This window comes from Rhizobium sp. RAF56 (assembly GCF_052113965.1).
In the GTDB taxonomy this organism is placed as follows: domain Bacteria; phylum Pseudomonadota; class Alphaproteobacteria; order Rhizobiales; family Rhizobiaceae; genus Rhizobium.
This window is the reverse complement of sequence record NZ_JBFRDU010000019.1, coordinates 1-16,078: the sequence shown is the minus strand read 5'-3', so window position 1 is coordinate 16,078 and position 16,078 is coordinate 1. Positions and strand designations below refer to the sequence as shown.

The 16,078-nt window shown below is 63.0% G+C and carries 14 protein-coding genes; 4 read left to right on the top strand and 10 right to left on the bottom strand.

Annotated elements, in window-relative coordinates; genetic code table 11:
• Positions 1 to 56: 56 nt before the first annotated feature.
• From AB4048_RS17025 to pcaD, 6 genes are all read right to left on the bottom strand, one after another.
• Positions 57 to 1,223: an ABC transporter substrate-binding protein gene (locus AB4048_RS17025; RefSeq protein WP_442203167.1), complete on the bottom strand. Its 1,167-nt coding sequence runs from the start codon at positions 1,221 to 1,223 to the stop codon at positions 57 to 59.
• Between the two features lie 140 nt (positions 1,224 to 1,363).
• On the bottom strand, positions 1,364 to 2,425 hold the full coding sequence (locus tag AB4048_RS17020; protein WP_442203166.1) for a 3-carboxy-cis,cis-muconate cycloisomerase: 1,062 nt from the start codon (positions 2,423 to 2,425) through the stop codon (positions 1,364 to 1,366).
• A gap of 7 nt (positions 2,426 to 2,432) precedes the next feature.
• Positions 2,433 to 3,047 carry a protocatechuate 3,4-dioxygenase subunit alpha gene (gene pcaG, locus AB4048_RS17015; RefSeq protein WP_442203165.1) on the bottom strand — a complete coding sequence of 205 codons (615 nt, stop codon included), beginning with the start codon at positions 3,045 to 3,047 and terminating at the stop codon, positions 2,433 to 2,435.
• Positions 3,047 to 3,796: a protocatechuate 3,4-dioxygenase subunit beta gene (gene pcaH / locus AB4048_RS17010; protein WP_442203164.1), complete on the bottom strand. Its 750-nt coding sequence runs from the start codon at positions 3,794 to 3,796 to the stop codon at positions 3,047 to 3,049. The genes pcaG and pcaH overlap by 1 nt, the downstream gene beginning before the upstream one ends.
• Before the next feature lie 11 nt (positions 3,797 to 3,807).
• Complete coding sequence (pcaC, locus tag AB4048_RS17005; protein ID WP_442203163.1) at positions 3,808 to 4,212, bottom strand: 4-carboxymuconolactone decarboxylase; 405 nt, start codon at positions 4,210 to 4,212, stop codon at positions 3,808 to 3,810.
• Positions 4,209 to 5,018 (bottom strand): 3-oxoadipate enol-lactonase, encoded by an 810-nt coding sequence (gene pcaD / locus AB4048_RS17000; RefSeq protein ID WP_442203162.1) that lies wholly within the window; start codon positions 5,016 to 5,018, stop codon positions 4,209 to 4,211. The genes pcaC and pcaD overlap by 4 nt, the downstream gene beginning before the upstream one ends.
• Positions 5,019 to 5,110: 92 nt before the next feature.
• Here pcaD and pcaQ point away from each other — a divergent pair, with 92 nt between their 5' ends.
• Positions 5,111 to 6,055, top strand: a complete 945-nt coding sequence (gene pcaQ / locus AB4048_RS16995) for a pca operon transcription factor PcaQ (protein WP_442203161.1) — start codon at positions 5,111 to 5,113, stop codon at positions 6,053 to 6,055.
• Between the two features lie 45 nt (positions 6,056 to 6,100).
• Here pcaQ and pobA read toward each other — a convergent pair whose 3' ends face one another.
• Positions 6,101 to 7,273 carry a 4-hydroxybenzoate 3-monooxygenase gene (gene pobA, locus AB4048_RS16990; RefSeq protein WP_442203160.1) on the bottom strand — a complete coding sequence of 391 codons (1,173 nt, stop codon included), beginning with the start codon at positions 7,271 to 7,273 and terminating at the stop codon, positions 6,101 to 6,103.
• A gap of 111 nt (positions 7,274 to 7,384) precedes the next feature.
• Here pobA and AB4048_RS16985 point away from each other — a divergent pair, with 111 nt between their 5' ends.
• Positions 7,385 to 8,269 carry a helix-turn-helix domain-containing protein gene (locus AB4048_RS16985; RefSeq protein WP_442203159.1) on the top strand — a complete coding sequence of 295 codons (885 nt, stop codon included), beginning with the start codon at positions 7,385 to 7,387 and terminating at the stop codon, positions 8,267 to 8,269.
• 5 nt (positions 8,270 to 8,274) lie between these two features.
• On the opposite strand, the gene AB4048_RS16980 is transcribed toward AB4048_RS16985, so the two are convergent.
• The 3 genes from AB4048_RS16980 to AB4048_RS16970 all read right to left on the bottom strand — a co-directional run bounded on the left by AB4048_RS16980 (position 8,275) and on the right by AB4048_RS16970 (position 12,718).
• On the bottom strand, positions 8,275 to 9,354 hold the full coding sequence (locus AB4048_RS16980) for a DUF2252 family protein (RefSeq protein ID WP_442203158.1): 1,080 nt from the start codon (positions 9,352 to 9,354) through the stop codon (positions 8,275 to 8,277).
• Between the two features lie 173 nt (positions 9,355 to 9,527).
• On the bottom strand, positions 9,528 to 10,883 hold the full coding sequence (locus AB4048_RS16975; RefSeq protein ID WP_442203157.1) for a sigma-54-dependent transcriptional regulator: 1,356 nt from the start codon (positions 10,881 to 10,883) through the stop codon (positions 9,528 to 9,530).
• A complete protein-coding gene (locus AB4048_RS16970; RefSeq protein WP_442203156.1) occupies positions 10,880 to 12,718 on the bottom strand; it encodes an ATP-binding protein in 1,839 nt (612 codons plus the stop codon). Before AB4048_RS16970 ends, AB4048_RS16975 begins: the two co-directional genes overlap by 4 nt.
• Before the next feature lie 256 nt (positions 12,719 to 12,974).
• Between AB4048_RS16970 and AB4048_RS16965 the strand changes: the two genes are divergently transcribed.
• A complete protein-coding gene (locus tag AB4048_RS16965; RefSeq protein ID WP_442203155.1) occupies positions 12,975 to 14,306 on the top strand; it encodes a dicarboxylate/amino acid:cation symporter in 1,332 nt (443 codons plus the stop codon).
• Positions 14,307 to 14,611: 305 nt separating this feature from the next.
• Positions 14,612 to 16,039 (top strand): ISNCY family transposase, encoded by a 1,428-nt coding sequence (locus AB4048_RS16960; RefSeq protein WP_442203154.1) that lies wholly within the window; start codon positions 14,612 to 14,614, stop codon positions 16,037 to 16,039.
• Positions 16,040 to 16,078: the final 39 nt, after the last annotated feature.

The following is a 16,078-nucleotide window of genomic DNA, read 5'->3' as shown; positions in this document are numbered from 1 at the left end:
CCCCTTTACCGCACCGTGCTGAGACGCGGTGCGTGTACTTCATTGGTCGAAGGAGGTTATTTCTTCAGGCCCGGATCGCCCTGTTTCTCGAAGGTCTGGATTTCCTTGTTGTAGTAGGTGCCGTCGGCGGCCTTCGACACTTCGCGCAGATAGATGTTCTCGGTGATGTGACGGGTATCCGGATCGATCATGACAGGACCGCGCGGGCTGACCCAGGCAAGGCCCTTGACCGCGTCGACCGCCTTCTGGGCGTCCTGTTTGCCGCCGGTCGCTTCGATCATCTTGTAAATGACGTGCATGCCATCGAAGGCGCTGACGGAGGGGAAGGTCAGCTCCTTGGCATCACCGAGCGCCTTCTGGGCAGCGGCGACGAAGGCCTTGTTCTCCGGCGAGTCGTGCGAGACCGCGTAGTGGAAGGTGGTGAGGATGCCGAGTGCGGCGTCACCGAGCGCCGGAAGGTCGGACTCCTGCGTCAGGTCACCCGTGCCAAAGAACTGGATGCCGGCAGCTTTGAGGCCGGTCTCGTTATACGCTTTCACGAAAGCAAGCGTCGGCGGCCCTGACGGCAGGAAGGCGAAGAGGCCCTGCGCGCCCGAATCCTTGATGCGCTGCATGATCGGGTTGAAGTCGTTGGTGGAGAGCGGCAAGCGGATCGACTCCACGACCTCGCCGCCGGCAGCCTGCATGGCGGTCTTGAAGGCGGTTTCAGCGTCGACACCGGGACCGTAGTCACTGACGATAGTGATGACTTTCTTTACCCCGCGATCAACCGCGACCTTCGCGATCGGTGCCGAGTTCTGCGCCGTCGTGAAGGACGTGCGAACGACGAGCGGGCTCTTGGTGACGATCGCCGAGGTAGCGGCATTCATAACCACCATCGGCACGTTGGCCTGCTTCAGGATAGGCGTGACCGCCATGGCGTCCGGCGTGAAATAGAAGCCGGCAAGATACTGTACGCCTTCCTTGACGACGAGTTCCTGCGCCAGCGACTTCGATTGCGCCGGATCCGCCTGCGGCACGTCACGGTAGATTACTTCGACCGTATGATCGCCGACCTTGTTGCCGTTGAGCGCCATATAGGCGTCGATGCCAGCCTTGAAATTCTTGCCTTGCAGGGCAAACGGCCCCGAGAACGGTCCGATCACGCCGACCTTGACCGTGTCGGCGTAGGCGGCGCCACCCATCACCATAGCCGCAAGCGCGGCAGCGATAATCCGTTTCATGCTTCCTCCTCCGCAGGGCCAGTCCTCTCCTGGACCGACATTTCCTGGCTTACAAAGCAGTTTCAGTTTGACATGCCAAATAGTAATGTAAAATGAAAATAGCGCCAAAAAACATAAGCTATTGGTTATGAATTCGGCATTCAAGGTTCCTCGGATCCGATCCCGCGGACCTGGCCCGCCAGCTGAAGCGCGAGCCGCAAGGCGGTACCGCAGGCGGCAAACATCTGCGGCAGGATCAGCCATTCCAAGGTCCAGGCCGCGCCCGAGCGTTCCTGCTCGTGGACCAGCGACTGGTGAATGCCGGAAAGCTGCACCGCATTGAAACGCGCAAGCGACACCAGCACTTCGGCGGCGACCGGGTTCTGCTTGTGCGGCATGGCCGAAGAGCCGCCGCCGCCGGCAAGTGACAGCTCGTCGCCTGCCTTTGCCAGCAGCGCGACATCCTGGCCGAACTTGCCAAGGCTGCCTGATATCTCCGAGACCATACCCGCGACTTCGGCAATGCGGCCGCGCTGGCTCTGCCACTGCCGATGGTCGGCAAGGCCAAGCTCGCCGGCAAGGGCCGCGCGCACTGCCGCCGCCTGATCGCCAAGCTTTTCAAGGGTCCCCGCCGCGCCGCCGAATTGCACGGCGTAGAGGGTCGGTTCGGATGAGCGCAAGCGCTGGTGCAAGGCCTCGAGCGGCGCGCTCCAGGCGGTAAGCCGCGCCGAGACGGTGATCGGGATCGCCGCCTGCATCCGCGTATGCCCCATCAGGGGCCGCGCGCCGAAAGCCCGCTCCAGACGCTCGAACTGCGCAATGATCTCGGCGAGCCTTGCCGCAATCAACGCGGTTGCCCGTTTAAGGCGCAGCATCAGGCTTGTGTCGATGACATCCTGGCTTGTGGCGCCGTAATGTACCTTCGAGTCGAATTCCGTCCCGACCGCCGCGCGCAGCTGCTTGACGAGTTCCGGCACGACCACGCCGTCGGTGGCGGTCGCCGTCTTGAGCGCGGCGATATCCGGCTGGAACGTGCGGCAAACCTCAACGATCCGCTCCGCCGCCGCTTCCGAAATCACGCCATATCTGGCTTCGGCCCGCGCCACTGCCGCTTCGAAGGCAAGCATGCCCTCGATTTCGGTGGCAGCGGAGAACAGCGCGGCCATCTCCTCATCGCCGAGGAGGCCTGAGAGGTAGGGATGCTCGAAAGCGGAAAAGCTCATCATCGGCTCAGATATCGAGGAACACAGTTTCCTGCTCGCCCTGCAGGTGTATGTCGAACGTATAGTTGGGCGCGGCACCGCCGGCGATCAGGGTGGCGACCCGGTGGCGATGCTCGATGCGGTTGAGCAGCGGGTCCGCGTCGTTCGCCGCACCTTCGTCGGGGAAGTACATGCGCGTGCTGAGGCCGATATTGATGCCGCGCGCGACGATCCAGAAGCTGATATGCGGCGCCATCCTGCGGCCGTCCTTGAAGGGGAGGGGACCGGGCTTGATGGTGTGAAACGCAAAGACGCCGTCCTCGGCACCCGTCGCGCAACGGCCCCAGCCGGAAAAATTCGGGTCGGCCGCACCGCGCAGTTCGGATGGGCTGTTGTAGAGGCCGGCGCCGTCGGCCTGCCAGATCTCCACCAGCGCATCCCTCAGCGGCGCGCCGGCGCCGTCGATGATGCGGCCGGTCACGGTGATGCGCGCGCCGAGTGTCTTGTCGTTGACCATGGTCGCGCCGAGGTCGGCGTCATAGACCCCGCCGATACCGCAGAAATTCGGCGTCAGGCCGATATGGACGTAGGGACCCGCGGTTTGCGACGCGGTTTCCTTGAGGTAGCCGAGCTCCTGAACCATCAGTTCCCCTCCAACCGGTTTTCGAACAGGGTCGAGCGCCGCCCCCTGAGTACGATGTCGAACTTGTAGGCCCGCGCATCCATGGGGATCGTATTGCCCCAGTCGAGCGGCGCGATCAACAGCTCGATGGCGCGGCGATCGGGGATGGTGTTTACGATCGGACATTTCCAGATCATCGGGTCGCCCTCGAAGTACATCTGCGTGATCAGACGCTGGGCAAACCCGTGACCGAAGACCGAGAAATGGATATGCGCCGGGCGCCAGTCGTTGACGCCGTTCGGCCAGGGGTAGGGGCCGGGCTTGATGGTGCGGAAACAGTAGTAGCCTTGCTCGTCGGTGATGGCGCGGCCGCAGCCGCCGAAATTGGGATCGAGCGGCGCGAGATAGCTTTCCTTCTTGTGGCGGTAGCGCCCGCCGGCATTGGCCTGCCAGAACTCGAGCAACGCGCCGGGAACCGGGCGGCCGCGCTCGTCGAGCACGCGGCCATGGACGATGATGCGCTCGCCAATCGCGCTTTCGCCGGATTTGGCGAAGTTGTGGATCAGGTCGTTATCGAGTTCGCCGAGGATCGAGTGGCCGAATACCGGACCCGTGATCTCCGAAATCGTGCTGTCGAGCGACAGAAGCGCCTTTTGCGGCGAGCGCAGAACGGACGTCTTGTAGCCGGGTGTGAACGCCGGCGCGTGCCACTCTCTGTCGCGGGGGAAAAAGGCGCCCGTTTCGGGCCGCTTGTTGGCAATATCAGACATGATCACCTCGATTAAAGGGCGCGCTCCGCGTCCATCTGCTCGAAAACCTGCTTTGCGATCTTGATGGCGTGGTTGGCAGCCGGCACGCCGGCATAGATGGCCACATGCAGCAGTGCTTCACGAACATCGTCGCGCGTGGCGCCGGTATTGATCGTGGCACGCACATGCATGGCAACCTCGTCGTCCTGGCCGAGGGCTGCGAGAAGGGCGATCGTAACGATCGAGCGCTCGCGCTTGGTTAGCTGCGGGCGCGACCAGACCGTGCCCCATGCGCCCTCGGTAATCAATTCCTGGAAGGGCTGGTCGAAGGGGGTGGTCGCCACTTGAGCACGATCGACATGGACGTCGCCGAGCACGGCGCGGCGCGTGGCCATACCCTCTCGATAGCGGTCGGAAGACAGCGGGGTTTCGGTCATGGGCTTCTTTCTCCCTCAGTCACGGATGCGGCGAAGGCGCGGATGATTTCAGTCAGCATCGCCGGTTGTTCGACGCAGGGGATATGGCCGCAGTCGCGGATCACCTCGTAGCTGGCATTCGCGATGAGCTTCGCGGTCGACAGGACCAGATCCGGCGGCGTCGAGCCGTCCTGGTCTCCGACAACGCACAACGTCGGCACGGCGATGTGCTTGGCAGCCTCCGTATAGTCGGCATCGCGCACTGCCTCGCAGGTCGCCGCATAGCCGGCGGCGGGCTGACGGATCAGCATGTTGCGATAGCCAACGAAGGCGATGTTCTCAGGTCGCCGGAAGGCGGGCGTGAACCAGCGCTCCAGGATGGCGTCGGCGATCGGTTCGATCCCATCCTGCTTGACCTTGTCGATGCGGGCGTTCCAGCTGTCGGCGGTGCCGATCTTGTGTGCGGTGTCGCTGAGAATGAGCGCGCGCACGAGGTCGGGGCGGTTCTTATAGAGCGACTGCGCGATCAGCCCGCCGACCGAAAGCCCGCAAATAAAGGCCTGTCTGACCGATAGCAGGTCGAGCAGGGCGGCGAGATCGGAGGCATGGTCCTCGATGGTGTAGGGGGTCTGGCCGATGTCGGAGAGGCCGTGGCCACGCTTATCGTAGAGAACGATTGCAAAATCGCCCGCCAACCGGACGACGACGTCGCGCCATATGCGGAAATCGGTGCCGAGCGAGTTCGAAAACACGATGACAGGCTTGTCGGCGAGCGCACCGATGATCTGGTAGTGAATGGTGGTGTCGTTGATGCGCGCGAACTGCATTGTTTTCTCCTCACCCAGGAATTTGATGCTTTAATCTGGTTAGGTAAAATGATATTTTTTGGCGTTTAGTTAACTCCCAGGTTATGATACCCATGATAGATAGCCGCGTGAAGTTTCGCCATCTCCAGACGTTTGTCGAGGTGGCGCGGCAGAAAAGCGTCATGAAGGCGGCTGAACTGCTGAGCGTCAGCCAGCCGGCGGTGACCAAGACCATCCGGGAACTGGAAGAGGTCCTGGGCGTCGACGTTTTCGAGCGCGACGGTCGCGGCATCAAGATCACGCGTTACGGCGAGGTGTTTCTGCGTCATGCGGGGGCGGCGCTGACGGCGCTGCGCCAGGGGCTCGATTCCGTCACGCAGGAGCGCTCCGGCAACGCCCCGCCGATCCGCGTCGGCGCACTGCCGACGGTATCGACGCGGATCATGCCCCGGGCGATGACGCTGTTCCTCAAGGAAGAGACCGGAAGCCGCATCAAGATCGTGACGGGCGAGAATTCCGTGCTGCTCGAGCAGTTGCGCGTCGGCGATCTCGACATCGTCGTCGGCCGGCTGGCGGCACCGGACAAGATGACCGGCTTTTCCTTCGAACATCTCTATTCCGAACAGGTCCTGTTCGTGGTGCGCTCCGGCCATCCGCTGCTTTCGTCAGCCGGCGCGGTTTTCCACACGATCGGCGATTATCCGGTGTTGATGCCGACGCGCGCTTCGATCATCCGGCCCTTCGTGGAGCAATTTCTGATCACCAACGGCGTTGCGAGCATTCCCAATCAGATCGAAACGGTCTCCGACGCCTTCGGCCGTGCCTTCGTGCGCGCCAGCGATGCGGTCTGGATCATCTCGGCGGGCGTCGTTGCCGCCGATATCGAGGACGGTGTCCTTGTCGCGCTGCCCATCGACACGGCCGAGACCCGCGGACCGGTCGGCCTCACGATGCGCACCGACGGCGTACCTTCGATGCCGCAGGCGATCCTGATGCAGACGATTCGGGAAGCCGCGCGCGAGGTCTCAGACCGGGAGAAGGGACGAGCGACGGGTTGACGAATCCTCGCCTTAGCCCATCGCCTCGGCGGAGCGAGCAAGCCTTCAGAATGGCAGGCCGACATAGTTTTCCGCAAGCGCCGTCGAGGCGGCGCGGGAATGGGTCAGATAGTCGAGCTCCGCTTCCTGGATTTTCTGGCCGAAATCGCCAGTGTCGGGGAAACGGTGCAACATCGTCGTCATCCACCAAGAGAAGCGGACCGCCTTCCAGACCCGCGCCAGCGCCCTTGCGGAATAAGCCTCGATGCCGGCGTCCGAGCGGTCGCGATAGTGCTCGGCCAAGCCCGAGAAGAGATAGTGGACGTCGCTGGCCGCAAGGTTGAGACCCTTGGCTCCCGTCGGCGGCACGATATGGGCGGCATCGCCAACGAGGAACAACCGGCCGAAACGCATCGGTTCGGCCACGAAAGAGCGCAGCGGCGCGATCGACTTTTCGAACGAGGCGCCGGTCACCAGTGCTTCGGCATGGTGGGCAGGCAAACGGCAACGCAGTTCGTCCCAGAAGCGGTCGTCGCTCCAGTCCTCTGTCTTCTCGTCCAGCGAACACTGGATGTAATAGCGGCTGCGGGTGAGCGAGCGCATCGAACAGAGGGCGAAGCCGCGCGGGTGGTTCGCGTAGATCAGTTCGTGATCGACGGGCGGCACGTCGGCAAGCACGCCGAGCCAGCCGAAGGGATAGACCTTCTCGAATGTCCTGATCGCTCCTTCCGGCACTGACCTGCGGCTGACGCCATGATAGCCGTCGCAGCCGGCGATGAAATCGCAATCGATACGGTGGGAGACGCCGTCCTTCACATAGGTGACGAAGGGCGCTTCGCCGTCGAAATTGCGGGGCTCGACATCGGTGGCGTCGTAGATGGTGGGGGCGCCCGCTTTTCCCCTCTGTTCCATCAGGTCGCGGGTGACCTCCGTCTGGCCGTAGACCATGACCCGCTTGCCGCCGCTCAGGCCGAAAAGGTCGATGCGATGATCGCGGCCGTCGAAAGTGAGCGAGAAGCCGTCATGCGGCAGGCCCTCGGCGTGCATGCGTTCGCCGGAACCCGCCTTGTCGAGCAGTCCGACAGTGCCTTCCTCAAGCACTCCGGCGCGAACGCGGCCGAGAATGTAATCCTTGCCGACGCGGTCGAGAATGACGTTGTCGATGCCGGCGCCTGTCAGAAGCTGCCCAAGCAGCAGTCCGGACGGGCCGGAGCCGATGATAACAACTTGAGTACGCATAATGCCTCCCGCGCTTGCGTTCATTGATTTTGGCGCAGGCGACCCGACGCAACAATGGACTTATCCGCCAAGAAATTGCACAAATCGAACATCAACGCGGCAAGGGTCCCGATGAAGCAGCCCGTTCCGACCTATGAGCTATACGGTGAAAACGAAGGCGATCCACCAGAGTTTTGGCTGCATTGCGAAACGATTCCGTCGCGAAGCAGCCTGCATCACTGGGAAATCCAGCCCCACCGGCACGAGCGTTTCTTTCAGATATTGTACATTGAAAGCGGGTCCGGAGACGCAGTCTTTGAGCGCGTCGTTCACCCGATCCGCCCACCTGCCGTCGTCACCGTGCCGCCCCGCATTGGCCACGGCTTCCGCTTCTCCAAGGATATCGACGGTTTTGTCTTCACCACCCTCGTCACCCATTTGAAGAGCTCACCCGGCGAACGCAGCCCTTTCGGCGCATGGCTCGCCGAACCGCGCCTGACGCCGCTTTCGATCGAGGACGCGGACGCGTCCTATGTCGCGGATACGCTTCGCCGGCTGGCGGAGGAGTTTCAGCGGCGCGCCACCGGCCGAAACGATCTGCTCCAGGCCTATCTCACCACGGCTTTGACGCTGGCGGCACGGCTTTCGGCCGTGCAGCAGGACGCGCCTTCCGCAGATGAGAACGAGCGGCGGATGGAGGTTCTGCATGGCCTGATCCAGCAGCATTTCCGCTCGCATCAATCTGTTTCCTTCTACGCCAGGCAGCTCGGTATCTCTCCCACACACCTCAATCGCGTGGTGCGGGGCTCGACCGGGCACAGCGCCCACGATCTGATCATCCGCAAGGTGATGGACGAGGCCAAACGCGAATTGGTGTTCACGTTTTCCAGCGTGCAAACGGTAGCCTTTCGGCTGGGATTTACGGATCCAGCCTATTTCTCCCGCTTCATCCTGAAGCAGACAGGGCAGACGCCGCGTGCGTGGCGCATAAGCGAGCGCAAGAAGATCGGCATGTGAAGGGGCTACTTGGCAAATTCCCGGTATTCCGCTTCGGTGGCCCGTGCCGCAGCACGAGCGGCATCCACCAGCCAGTCGGATCTCCGCCTGGCGATATCGCCGGCGACCGCCATGATCCGCTCGGCATCGCCGCCATGGCAGTTGGCGATCTCCTTTCCCATCGCTTCCAGCATCTCGGGCATCAGCAACTCGCCGACGGAATCCTTTACCTCGATCTTGCGGCTGTTCGGCGAGAGGCGGCGAACGACAATGCCGTCGAAAACGCGGTAGTGCGGGTCCGGGGCGCGAAAGCGTCCGCCGGCCACCGTGCCCGCGAGGATCGGGCTTGCGGCATTGTCGTGATGCAGCGACCAGGCCGAGGTGACCAGCGCCTTGGCCTCGCGGATGACCGGACCGCCGTTCCAGTCGATCAAAGCCACAAACCGGGGACGCCCGAGACTGCCTGTGCCGGCGGTGCGGCGCATGACGGTCGGTTCCTTTTCCGACGGCGGCAACGCGGAAGCAAGGGCTGCCACATATTTGGAGCTGGCCGGCACCGGAGATGGCTCGGCTTCGGCGCCCTCGGGAGCCATGAACTTCTCCCAGAATTTCTCCCGCTCCTTTTCCGACAGGACAACGGCCTCTCTCAGCCAGCGATGGCGCGCTTCGAGGATGTAGGGCCGGGGCGCTTCAAGGCCTTTGTGATAGCCTTCGGCGATCGGATTGCAGATGTCTTCAGCCGACGGTCCGCCGTCGTTGCGGGCAAGCAGCGCACTTGCCGCCAGCCGGACGACATCGAGCGGAAATGGCATGGGAGCGGCCTCGTCGAAGTCGTTGGCACCCCACACCAATCGACCCTCGACATCACGCCAGGTCCCGAAATTTTCGAGATGCGTATCGCCGATGGATAGCACGGAAGGCGCGCCAGCCAGTTCCGGGACGACATCGAGGATCGTCTCGGCCCAGCGCCAATAGGTTGCCCGCAGGAACGAAAACGCATCCTTGCGCATCTTCAAATGCTTCGTCTTGAGATCGTCCTCGACGAAGTCGTCGCCAAGCTGCTTCCTGAGCCAGGTCTCGTAAGCGTTCATGGATGCGGCAAACATGGCGTCCTCCTCGTCCAATCGGCAGTGCTCCGCCGCTGCGCGAGGCCTACGGGGCCGGGCGCAACGCGTCAGGACGCAAGGATACGCCTTGCGAGCAAGGAAGAACATAATCCCGGAGTGTGAGCGACGCGGATCCTGTCATGTGGTCAGAGGACCTGCGCGCTCGAGGGTCTCTAGCTCCCTTTCGCCGGCTCGAAGGCGACGCGTTCGATGCCGTGGCGCTGCAGCTTGTCGTAGAATGTCTTGCGTGGAATACCCAGCATCTCGATCGTGCGGCGCGCGTCGCCGTCGTTGGCCGACAGTGCCTCGCGAATGATCTCGGCCTCATAGCGCTCGACACGCTCGGGAAGCGACAGGCCACCCGCATTGTCGTCAGCGGTCACGGCTTTCGCGTCGCCCTCAAGCCCGAGCACGAAACGCTCGGCAAAATGCGAAAGCTCGCGGACGTTGCCCGGCCAGGAATGGGTGGCGAGATGTCGGCTGACTGCGGCCGAAAGTGCCGGAGGCTCGCGGTTGAAGCGCCGGCCCGCGCGGCTCGCGAAGTAGCCGAAAAGCAGCGGCACGTCGTCGCTGCGCTCGCGCAGTGGCGGGATCGAGACGGTCACGACGTTGAGGCGGTAGTAGAGGTCCTCGCGGAACGACCCACGCTCGGCGGGATCGCCGAGATCGACTTTGGCGGCGGCAATCACCCTGAGATCCACAGGCCTCGGCGCATTGATGCCGAGCGGCGTCACCTCGCGGGCCTCCAGCACACGCAGCATGCGCACCTGAACCGAGGGCGGCATGCTCTCGATCTCATCCAGAAAGAGCGTGCCGCCGCTCGAATGCTCGATGCGGCCGATGCGCTTCTTCTGCGCGCCGGTGAAGGCGCCTGCTTCGTGGCCGAATAGCTCGCTCTCTATCAGGGTTTCTGGCAGCGAGCCGCAATTCAGCGCGACGAAATTGCATTTGGCGCGCCGGCTCCAGCGATGCAGGAGCGTGGCGACCACCTCCTTGCCGCTGCCCGTCTCGCCGGTGACGAGCACATCGATATCGGTATCGGCGATCTGCCTCAGGGTCCGCCTCAGCCGCTCCATCGCCGGCGTCTGGCCGATCAGCGGCAGGTCGTCATGTGCGGTTTCGGCGGCGACGCGCAGCGCCCGGTTTTCGAGAACGAGGCGCCGCTTCTCGGCCGCACGCCGCAGGCTCTGCACCAGTTGGTCGGTGGCAAAGGGTTTGGCGATGAAGTCGTAGACGCCGTTGCGGATGGCGGCGACGGCCATGGGGATATCACCGTGGCCGGTCATCAGGATGACGGGCAGATCGGGATCCAACCGGCGGATGCGCTCGAAGAGCTCAAGCCCGTCGATGTCTGGCATACGGATGTCGGAGACGACGACCCCTCCGAAGCCGGCGTCGAGCACGGCAAGCGCCTGCGAAGCCTTGGAGAAGCGCGAGACGCCGAAGCCGGCTAGTTCGATCGTCTGGGCGGTTGCCTTCAGAAGCTGAACGTCGTCGTCGATGAGGATGACGGGGGTTGGTTCGCTCATGGCGTCACCTTGCGCAGATGGATGAGGAAGGAGGTGCCGCCATCGCTGCTGTCGACCTCGATGTGGCCGCCATAGTCGGCGACGATATCCTTGACGATAGCGAGCCCCAGTCCGAGACCCTTCTCCTTGGAGGTGTTGAAGGGCGTGAACAGCGAGCCGCGAATGGAGGCCGGGATGCCTGGCCCGTTGTCGGCGACGCGAATGACCACTTCGTCACCGCATTCCTCCGCCGAGACGTCGACGCGGGCGTCGCTGCGCCCTTCCAGCGCCTCCAGCGCATTCTGGAAAAGGTTGATCAGCACCTGTTCGAGGCGGACGCGATTGGCGGTGACGGCAAGTCCCGGACGCGGCGCCTTGACGGTCAGCGCCTCCAGCCTTCCGGCGAAACGGCTCTTCAAGAGCACGATCGCGCCGTCGATCGCGCCGTGCAAGTCGACGGCTTCCGGCGGCGTGCGGCCCTTGCGCCCGAGCGCCTTCAGATCCTCGGTAATCGTCCCGATCCGCTCCGTGAGGGCGGCAATTTCCGTGAGGTTCTCGTCTGCCGGTGTCTGCTGACCGCGGCTCAAGAAAACGCGGGCATTCTCGGCATAGGCGCGGATAGTGGCCACCGGCTGGTTGATTTCGTGGGCGACGCCGGCCGCGACCTGGCCCAGAATGGCGAGCCGGTTTGCGTGGACAAGATCCTGCTGCACCACCTGCAGCTTGGCGTCCGTGCTGCGATGGTCGGCAATTTCCGCTTGCAGGCGGTCGCGGGCAAGACTGAGGTCGGCGGTACGCTCGACGACGCGGCGCTCGAGCTCCTCGCGGGCAGCCTGCGCGCGGGCGATCCGCGTGGCGATCGCCCGCCGCCGCAACATCAGGAAGGCGATCAGCGCCAGCACCGGTACGAGCAGGGAGAGCGCCAGCAACCGCGCCTCTCGCATCGCCGCGGCAACCGGGGCTTCAATTGGCAGGAGATATCCAAGCTGCCAGGAGGTGGTGGGCACCGGCGTGCGCAGGCGCAGATATTCTGCTGCACTCGTGCCCGGCAGGATGGCCGAAACGATCGCGGCGTCATCCGACAGGGTCTCGATCTGCGTGATCGGCAGCGGCACCAGCGGCGCGTTGCCGAATTGCAGGCTGTCACGGATGGCCGCCAGCCGGTCCGGGGGAATGGGGGCTGCCGCCATGAAACGCCAGGAGGGGACGCTGGTGATCAACACCACGCCGCTGATATCCGTGACATAGGCCGGGCGCCCGGTCTCGCGCCAATCGCTTTCGAGCTGGTCGAACTCCATCTTGACGACGACGACGCCGAGTTTGCCGCCCGCCGTTTCGGCGCGCCGTGAAATGTAGAGCCCCGGCCGCTTGCTGACCGTGCCAAGCGCGAAGTGCTCGGCCGCGCCCGCCTCCATGGCGCGGCGGAAATACTCGCGGAAAGAATAGTTGATGCCGACGAAGCTCAACGGGCCGCGCCAATTGCTTGAGGCAATGGCAACGCCGTCCTTGCGGGTAACGTAGAGCACAGAGGCGCTCGTGTCGCCGACCAGGCCCTCGAGCTTGCCGTCCAGGGCATCGACGAGGCTGTGGTCATCGTTCTCAAGAGCGGCCAGGACCTGCTGGTCCTCGGCCAGCAATACGGGCAGGGCGCGTGGCCGCTCCATGACGGCGCGTAGTAGCGCCACCTTGAGATTGGCGTCGGTCCGGCCCTGGGCGAGAAGGCCATCGATCGCTGTCCCCCGCCCGTAGAGACCCGCCGCATAAAGGCCAACCGCTACCACCGCCGCCGCGACGAGTGCGAAGGCAAACCAGGTCTTGCTCCCGGCAAGGGAAGGTATCGAGCTCGTCTGTTTCATGGCGCGCCGGAAAAGAGGGAGGCCATTCTGTGCATGAATCCGCACAAAGGGAAAGAGGCGTTGGCGGAAACTCGCTCAAAGCGAAGCGGTGCGAAAGCATCACAAAAATAAATCTATTTTATATCAACTACTTATGACAGGTGATCCGATCTGGCATGAGCGTTGCTACTCCTAGGACAGCAGCCAGGTTGCGCTGCGGAGACCACAGCAAGCACCTCGGGAGACCTGAAGAGGCGGGGTGTGAAGGAGGAGCAACATGAACGCCGTACCCCACGGAGCCGAACCGCAGAAACCTGCACGGTTCTATCAACATCTCTATTTCCAGGTGCTGTTGGCGATCGCCGCCGGTATGCTGCTGGGTCATTTCTATCCAGAGACGGGCGCGTCACTGAAGCCGCTCGGCGATGCCTTCATCAAGCTCGTCAAGATGATCATCGCGCCCGTCATCTTCCTGACCGTCGCGACCGGCATCGCCGGCATGTCCGACCTGAAAAAGGTCGGCCGCGTCGCCGGCAAGGCGATGCTCTATTTCCTTGTGTTCTCGACCCTGGCGCTTGTCCTCGGCCTCATCGTCGCCAATGTGGTGCAGCCCGGCGCGGGCATGCACATCAATCCGGCCTCGCTCGACCCCAAGGCGATCACCGCCTATGCAGAGAAGGCGCATGATGCCAGCGTCACCGGCTTTCTCTTGAACATCATCCCGGACACAATCGTCGGCGCCTTCGCGCAGGGCGACATCCTGCAGGTGCTGTTCTTCTCCGTGCTGTTCGGCATATCCCTCGGCATGGTCGGCGAACGCGGCCGTCCGGTGATCGATTTCCTGCAGGCGCTGACGGCCCCGATCTTCCGCCTCGTCGCCATCCTGATGAGGGCCGCTCCGATCGGAGCCTTCGGCGCAATGGCCTTTACCATCGGCAAATACGGCATCGGCTCGATCGCCAACCTCGCCATGCTGATCGGCACCTTCTATCTGACGGCCGTGCTGTTCGTGCTGGTCGTTCTGGGCGCCGTGGCGCGATACAACGGCTTCTCGATCCTGGCGCTGATTAGGTACATCAAGGAAGAACTGCTCCTGGTTCTCGGCACCTCGTCGTCGGAAGCAGCGCTCCCGGGCTTGATGGCGAAGATGGAGCGGGCGGGCTGCAAGCGCTCGGTCGTCGGCCTCGTCATTCCGACCGGCTATTCGTTCAACCTCGACGGCACCAACATCTACATGACGCTGGCCGCACTCTTCATCGCCCAGGCGACCGACACGCCGCTGACGCTCGCCGACCAGATCCTGCTGTTGCTGGTGGCCATGCTGAGCTCGAAGGGTGCCGCCGGTATCACCGGTGCCGGCTTCATCACGCTCGCCGCCACGCTCTCGGTCGTTCCCTCGGTTCCGGTCGCCGGGATGGCACTGATCCTCGGCATCGATCGGTTCATGTCCGAATGCCGGGCGCTGACCAACCTGGTCGGCAACGCGGTCGCAACCGTCGTCGTCGCCCGCTGGGAAAACGAACTCGACACGGCGCGTTTCGCCGCCGCGATGAATGGCAGCCTCGGCAACGAGCCCGAGTTCTTCGCCCCGGCGCTGCCGGCGGAATGAAAAGGCACGAGTGAAAAGGATAAGCCGCTGAGCCGACAGGTTCGGCGGCTTATCCGTCGCGGGGCTCACGTGTCAGCCTGGCGATTAGAGATAGAACCGTCGCGTCACGGAAGCGTATGCGGCCGACCGCATGTTCCATAAGACAGATTATCTGATCTTATGGTGTAGCGGCTATTTAGTAATGCGACAGTTGGGCCAGTTAGAGATGCGACAGTCTCGCCTCTCGACGTTCTGGTCAATGCCAACGTTGGGAGCAAGGATGACGATCTTCAGCCTGGTCGAGACCATGAGCGGTCGGAGTCGTCATGTCCTGTTTGATCACCATGTCGCAGAAAGAATTGCATCGCCTCGAAGTCATCCAGAAGATTCGTGACGAGCGCCTGAGCGTCGTCCAGGCTGCCGAGCTGCTCGCGCTTAGTCGAAGTCAGGTCCATCGGTTGCTACAGGCCTATGACCGGGATGGGTCAGCTGGCCTCGTTTCGAAGAAGCGATTGCAGCCGAGCAACCGGCGCCACAGCGAGGAGTTTCGCAATGCAGCGCTGGATCTGATCCGCGAGCACTATCTGGATTTCGGTCCGACGCTGGCGCGCGAGAAGCTGATCGAGCTGCACCGGATCTCAGTTGCCAAGGAGACGCTGCGGCAATGGATGACCGAGGCCGGTATCTGGATCTCGCGTCGGGAACGCAAGAAACGGGTTTTCCAGCCACGCGGCCGGCGCGACTGCTTTGGTGAACTGGTACAGATCGATGGGTCGCATCACTGGTGGTTCGAGAACCGTGGACGCAAATGCGCCCTGCTGGTCTATATCGACGATGCCACCGGCAAGCTCTTACATCTTCGCTTTGCCGGATCGGAGAACACGTTCGACTATCTGCATGCAACGAAGACCTATCTGCAGCAATGGGGCAAACCTCTGGCCTTCTACAGCGACAAGCACGGCATCTTTCGTTCGACCCATGCGTCGGAGAAAGACAGGACGAGTGGCCTGACGCAGTTCGGCCGGGCGCTTTATGAACTGAACATCGACATTATCTGCGCCAACACTCCGCAAGCCAAGGGTCGGGTGGAACGTGCCAACCAGACATTGCAGGATCGGCTGGTCAAGGAGATGCGGCTTCGCGGTATCGACACGATCGAGGCTGCTAATGTCTATGCGCCGGAGTTCATTGCAGATTTCAACGCGCGCTTCGGCAAGCCGCCGCGCAATCCGAAGGACATGCACCGACCGTTGGCCGAGCATGAGAACCTTGATGGCGCTATGTGCCGCAAGGAGGTCCGCACCCTGTCGCAATCCCTGACGCTACGCTACGACAAGGTGCTGTTCATCCTCGAACCGACCGAGATTTCCCGGCCATTGGCCGGTCAGAAGGTGATCGTCTGCGACTATCCGGACGGTCGGCTCGAGATCATGCACAAGAGCTTTGCCCTGCCCTACAGGACCTTCGACACGTTGCGCTCGGTGCATCGCGCCGAGGTCGTCGACAACAAGCGGCTGGACGACATGCTGTCGATCGTGGCCGAGATGCAGTCGGGGCGCGAGCAGCAGCGGAGCAAGAGCGGGCCTCGGCGCACCGGACAGACGGATCATATGTTCGGCATTCGAGACGGTAGCACAGCCAACGGCTATCAGAAGCGGGGTCGCAAGCCTGGGCCAAGGACGGATTTCATGAACGATCCTGCGGTGATTGCGCGGCGAGAGAAGGCACTGTCGAGGCCGCCGGCGGCGGAATAAAGAGCGTCAATGCACGCCGATGTCGCTCTGCGTATCCGA

Bases quoted from the DNA above. Each gene is read 5' to 3' on its own strand.
- AB4048_RS17025 (WP_442203167.1), bottom strand. From the start codon at position 1,223: ATGAAACGGATTATCGCTGCCGCGCTTGCGGCTATGGTGATGGGTGGC.
- AB4048_RS17020 (WP_442203166.1), bottom strand. From the start codon at position 2,425: ATGAGCTTTTCCGCTTTCGAGCATCCCTACCTCTCAGGCCTCCTCGGC.
- pcaG (WP_442203165.1), bottom strand. From the start codon at position 3,047: ATGGTTCAGGAGCTCGGCTACCTCAAGGAAACCGCGTCGCAAACCGCG.
- pcaH (WP_442203164.1), bottom strand. From the start codon at position 3,796: ATGTCTGATATTGCCAACAAGCGGCCCGAAACGGGCGCCTTTTTCCCC.
- pcaC (WP_442203163.1), bottom strand. From the start codon at position 4,212: ATGACCGAAACCCCGCTGTCTTCCGACCGCTATCGAGAGGGTATGGCC.
- pcaD (WP_442203162.1), bottom strand. From the start codon at position 5,018: ATGCAGTTCGCGCGCATCAACGACACCACCATTCACTACCAGATCATC.
- pcaQ (WP_442203161.1), top strand. From the start codon at position 5,111: ATGATAGATAGCCGCGTGAAGTTTCGCCATCTCCAGACGTTTGTCGAG.
- pobA (WP_442203160.1), bottom strand. From the start codon at position 7,273: ATGCGTACTCAAGTTGTTATCATCGGCTCCGGCCCGTCCGGACTGCTG.
- AB4048_RS16985 (WP_442203159.1), top strand. From the start codon at position 7,385: ATGAAGCAGCCCGTTCCGACCTATGAGCTATACGGTGAAAACGAAGGC.
- AB4048_RS16980 (WP_442203158.1), bottom strand. From the start codon at position 9,354: ATGTTTGCCGCATCCATGAACGCTTACGAGACCTGGCTCAGGAAGCAG.
- AB4048_RS16975 (WP_442203157.1), bottom strand. From the start codon at position 10,883: ATGAGCGAACCAACCCCCGTCATCCTCATCGACGACGACGTTCAGCTT.
- AB4048_RS16970 (WP_442203156.1), bottom strand. From the start codon at position 12,718: ATGAAACAGACGAGCTCGATACCTTCCCTTGCCGGGAGCAAGACCTGG.
- AB4048_RS16965 (WP_442203155.1), top strand. From the start codon at position 12,975: ATGAACGCCGTACCCCACGGAGCCGAACCGCAGAAACCTGCACGGTTC.
- AB4048_RS16960 (WP_442203154.1), top strand. From the start codon at position 14,612: ATGTCCTGTTTGATCACCATGTCGCAGAAAGAATTGCATCGCCTCGAA.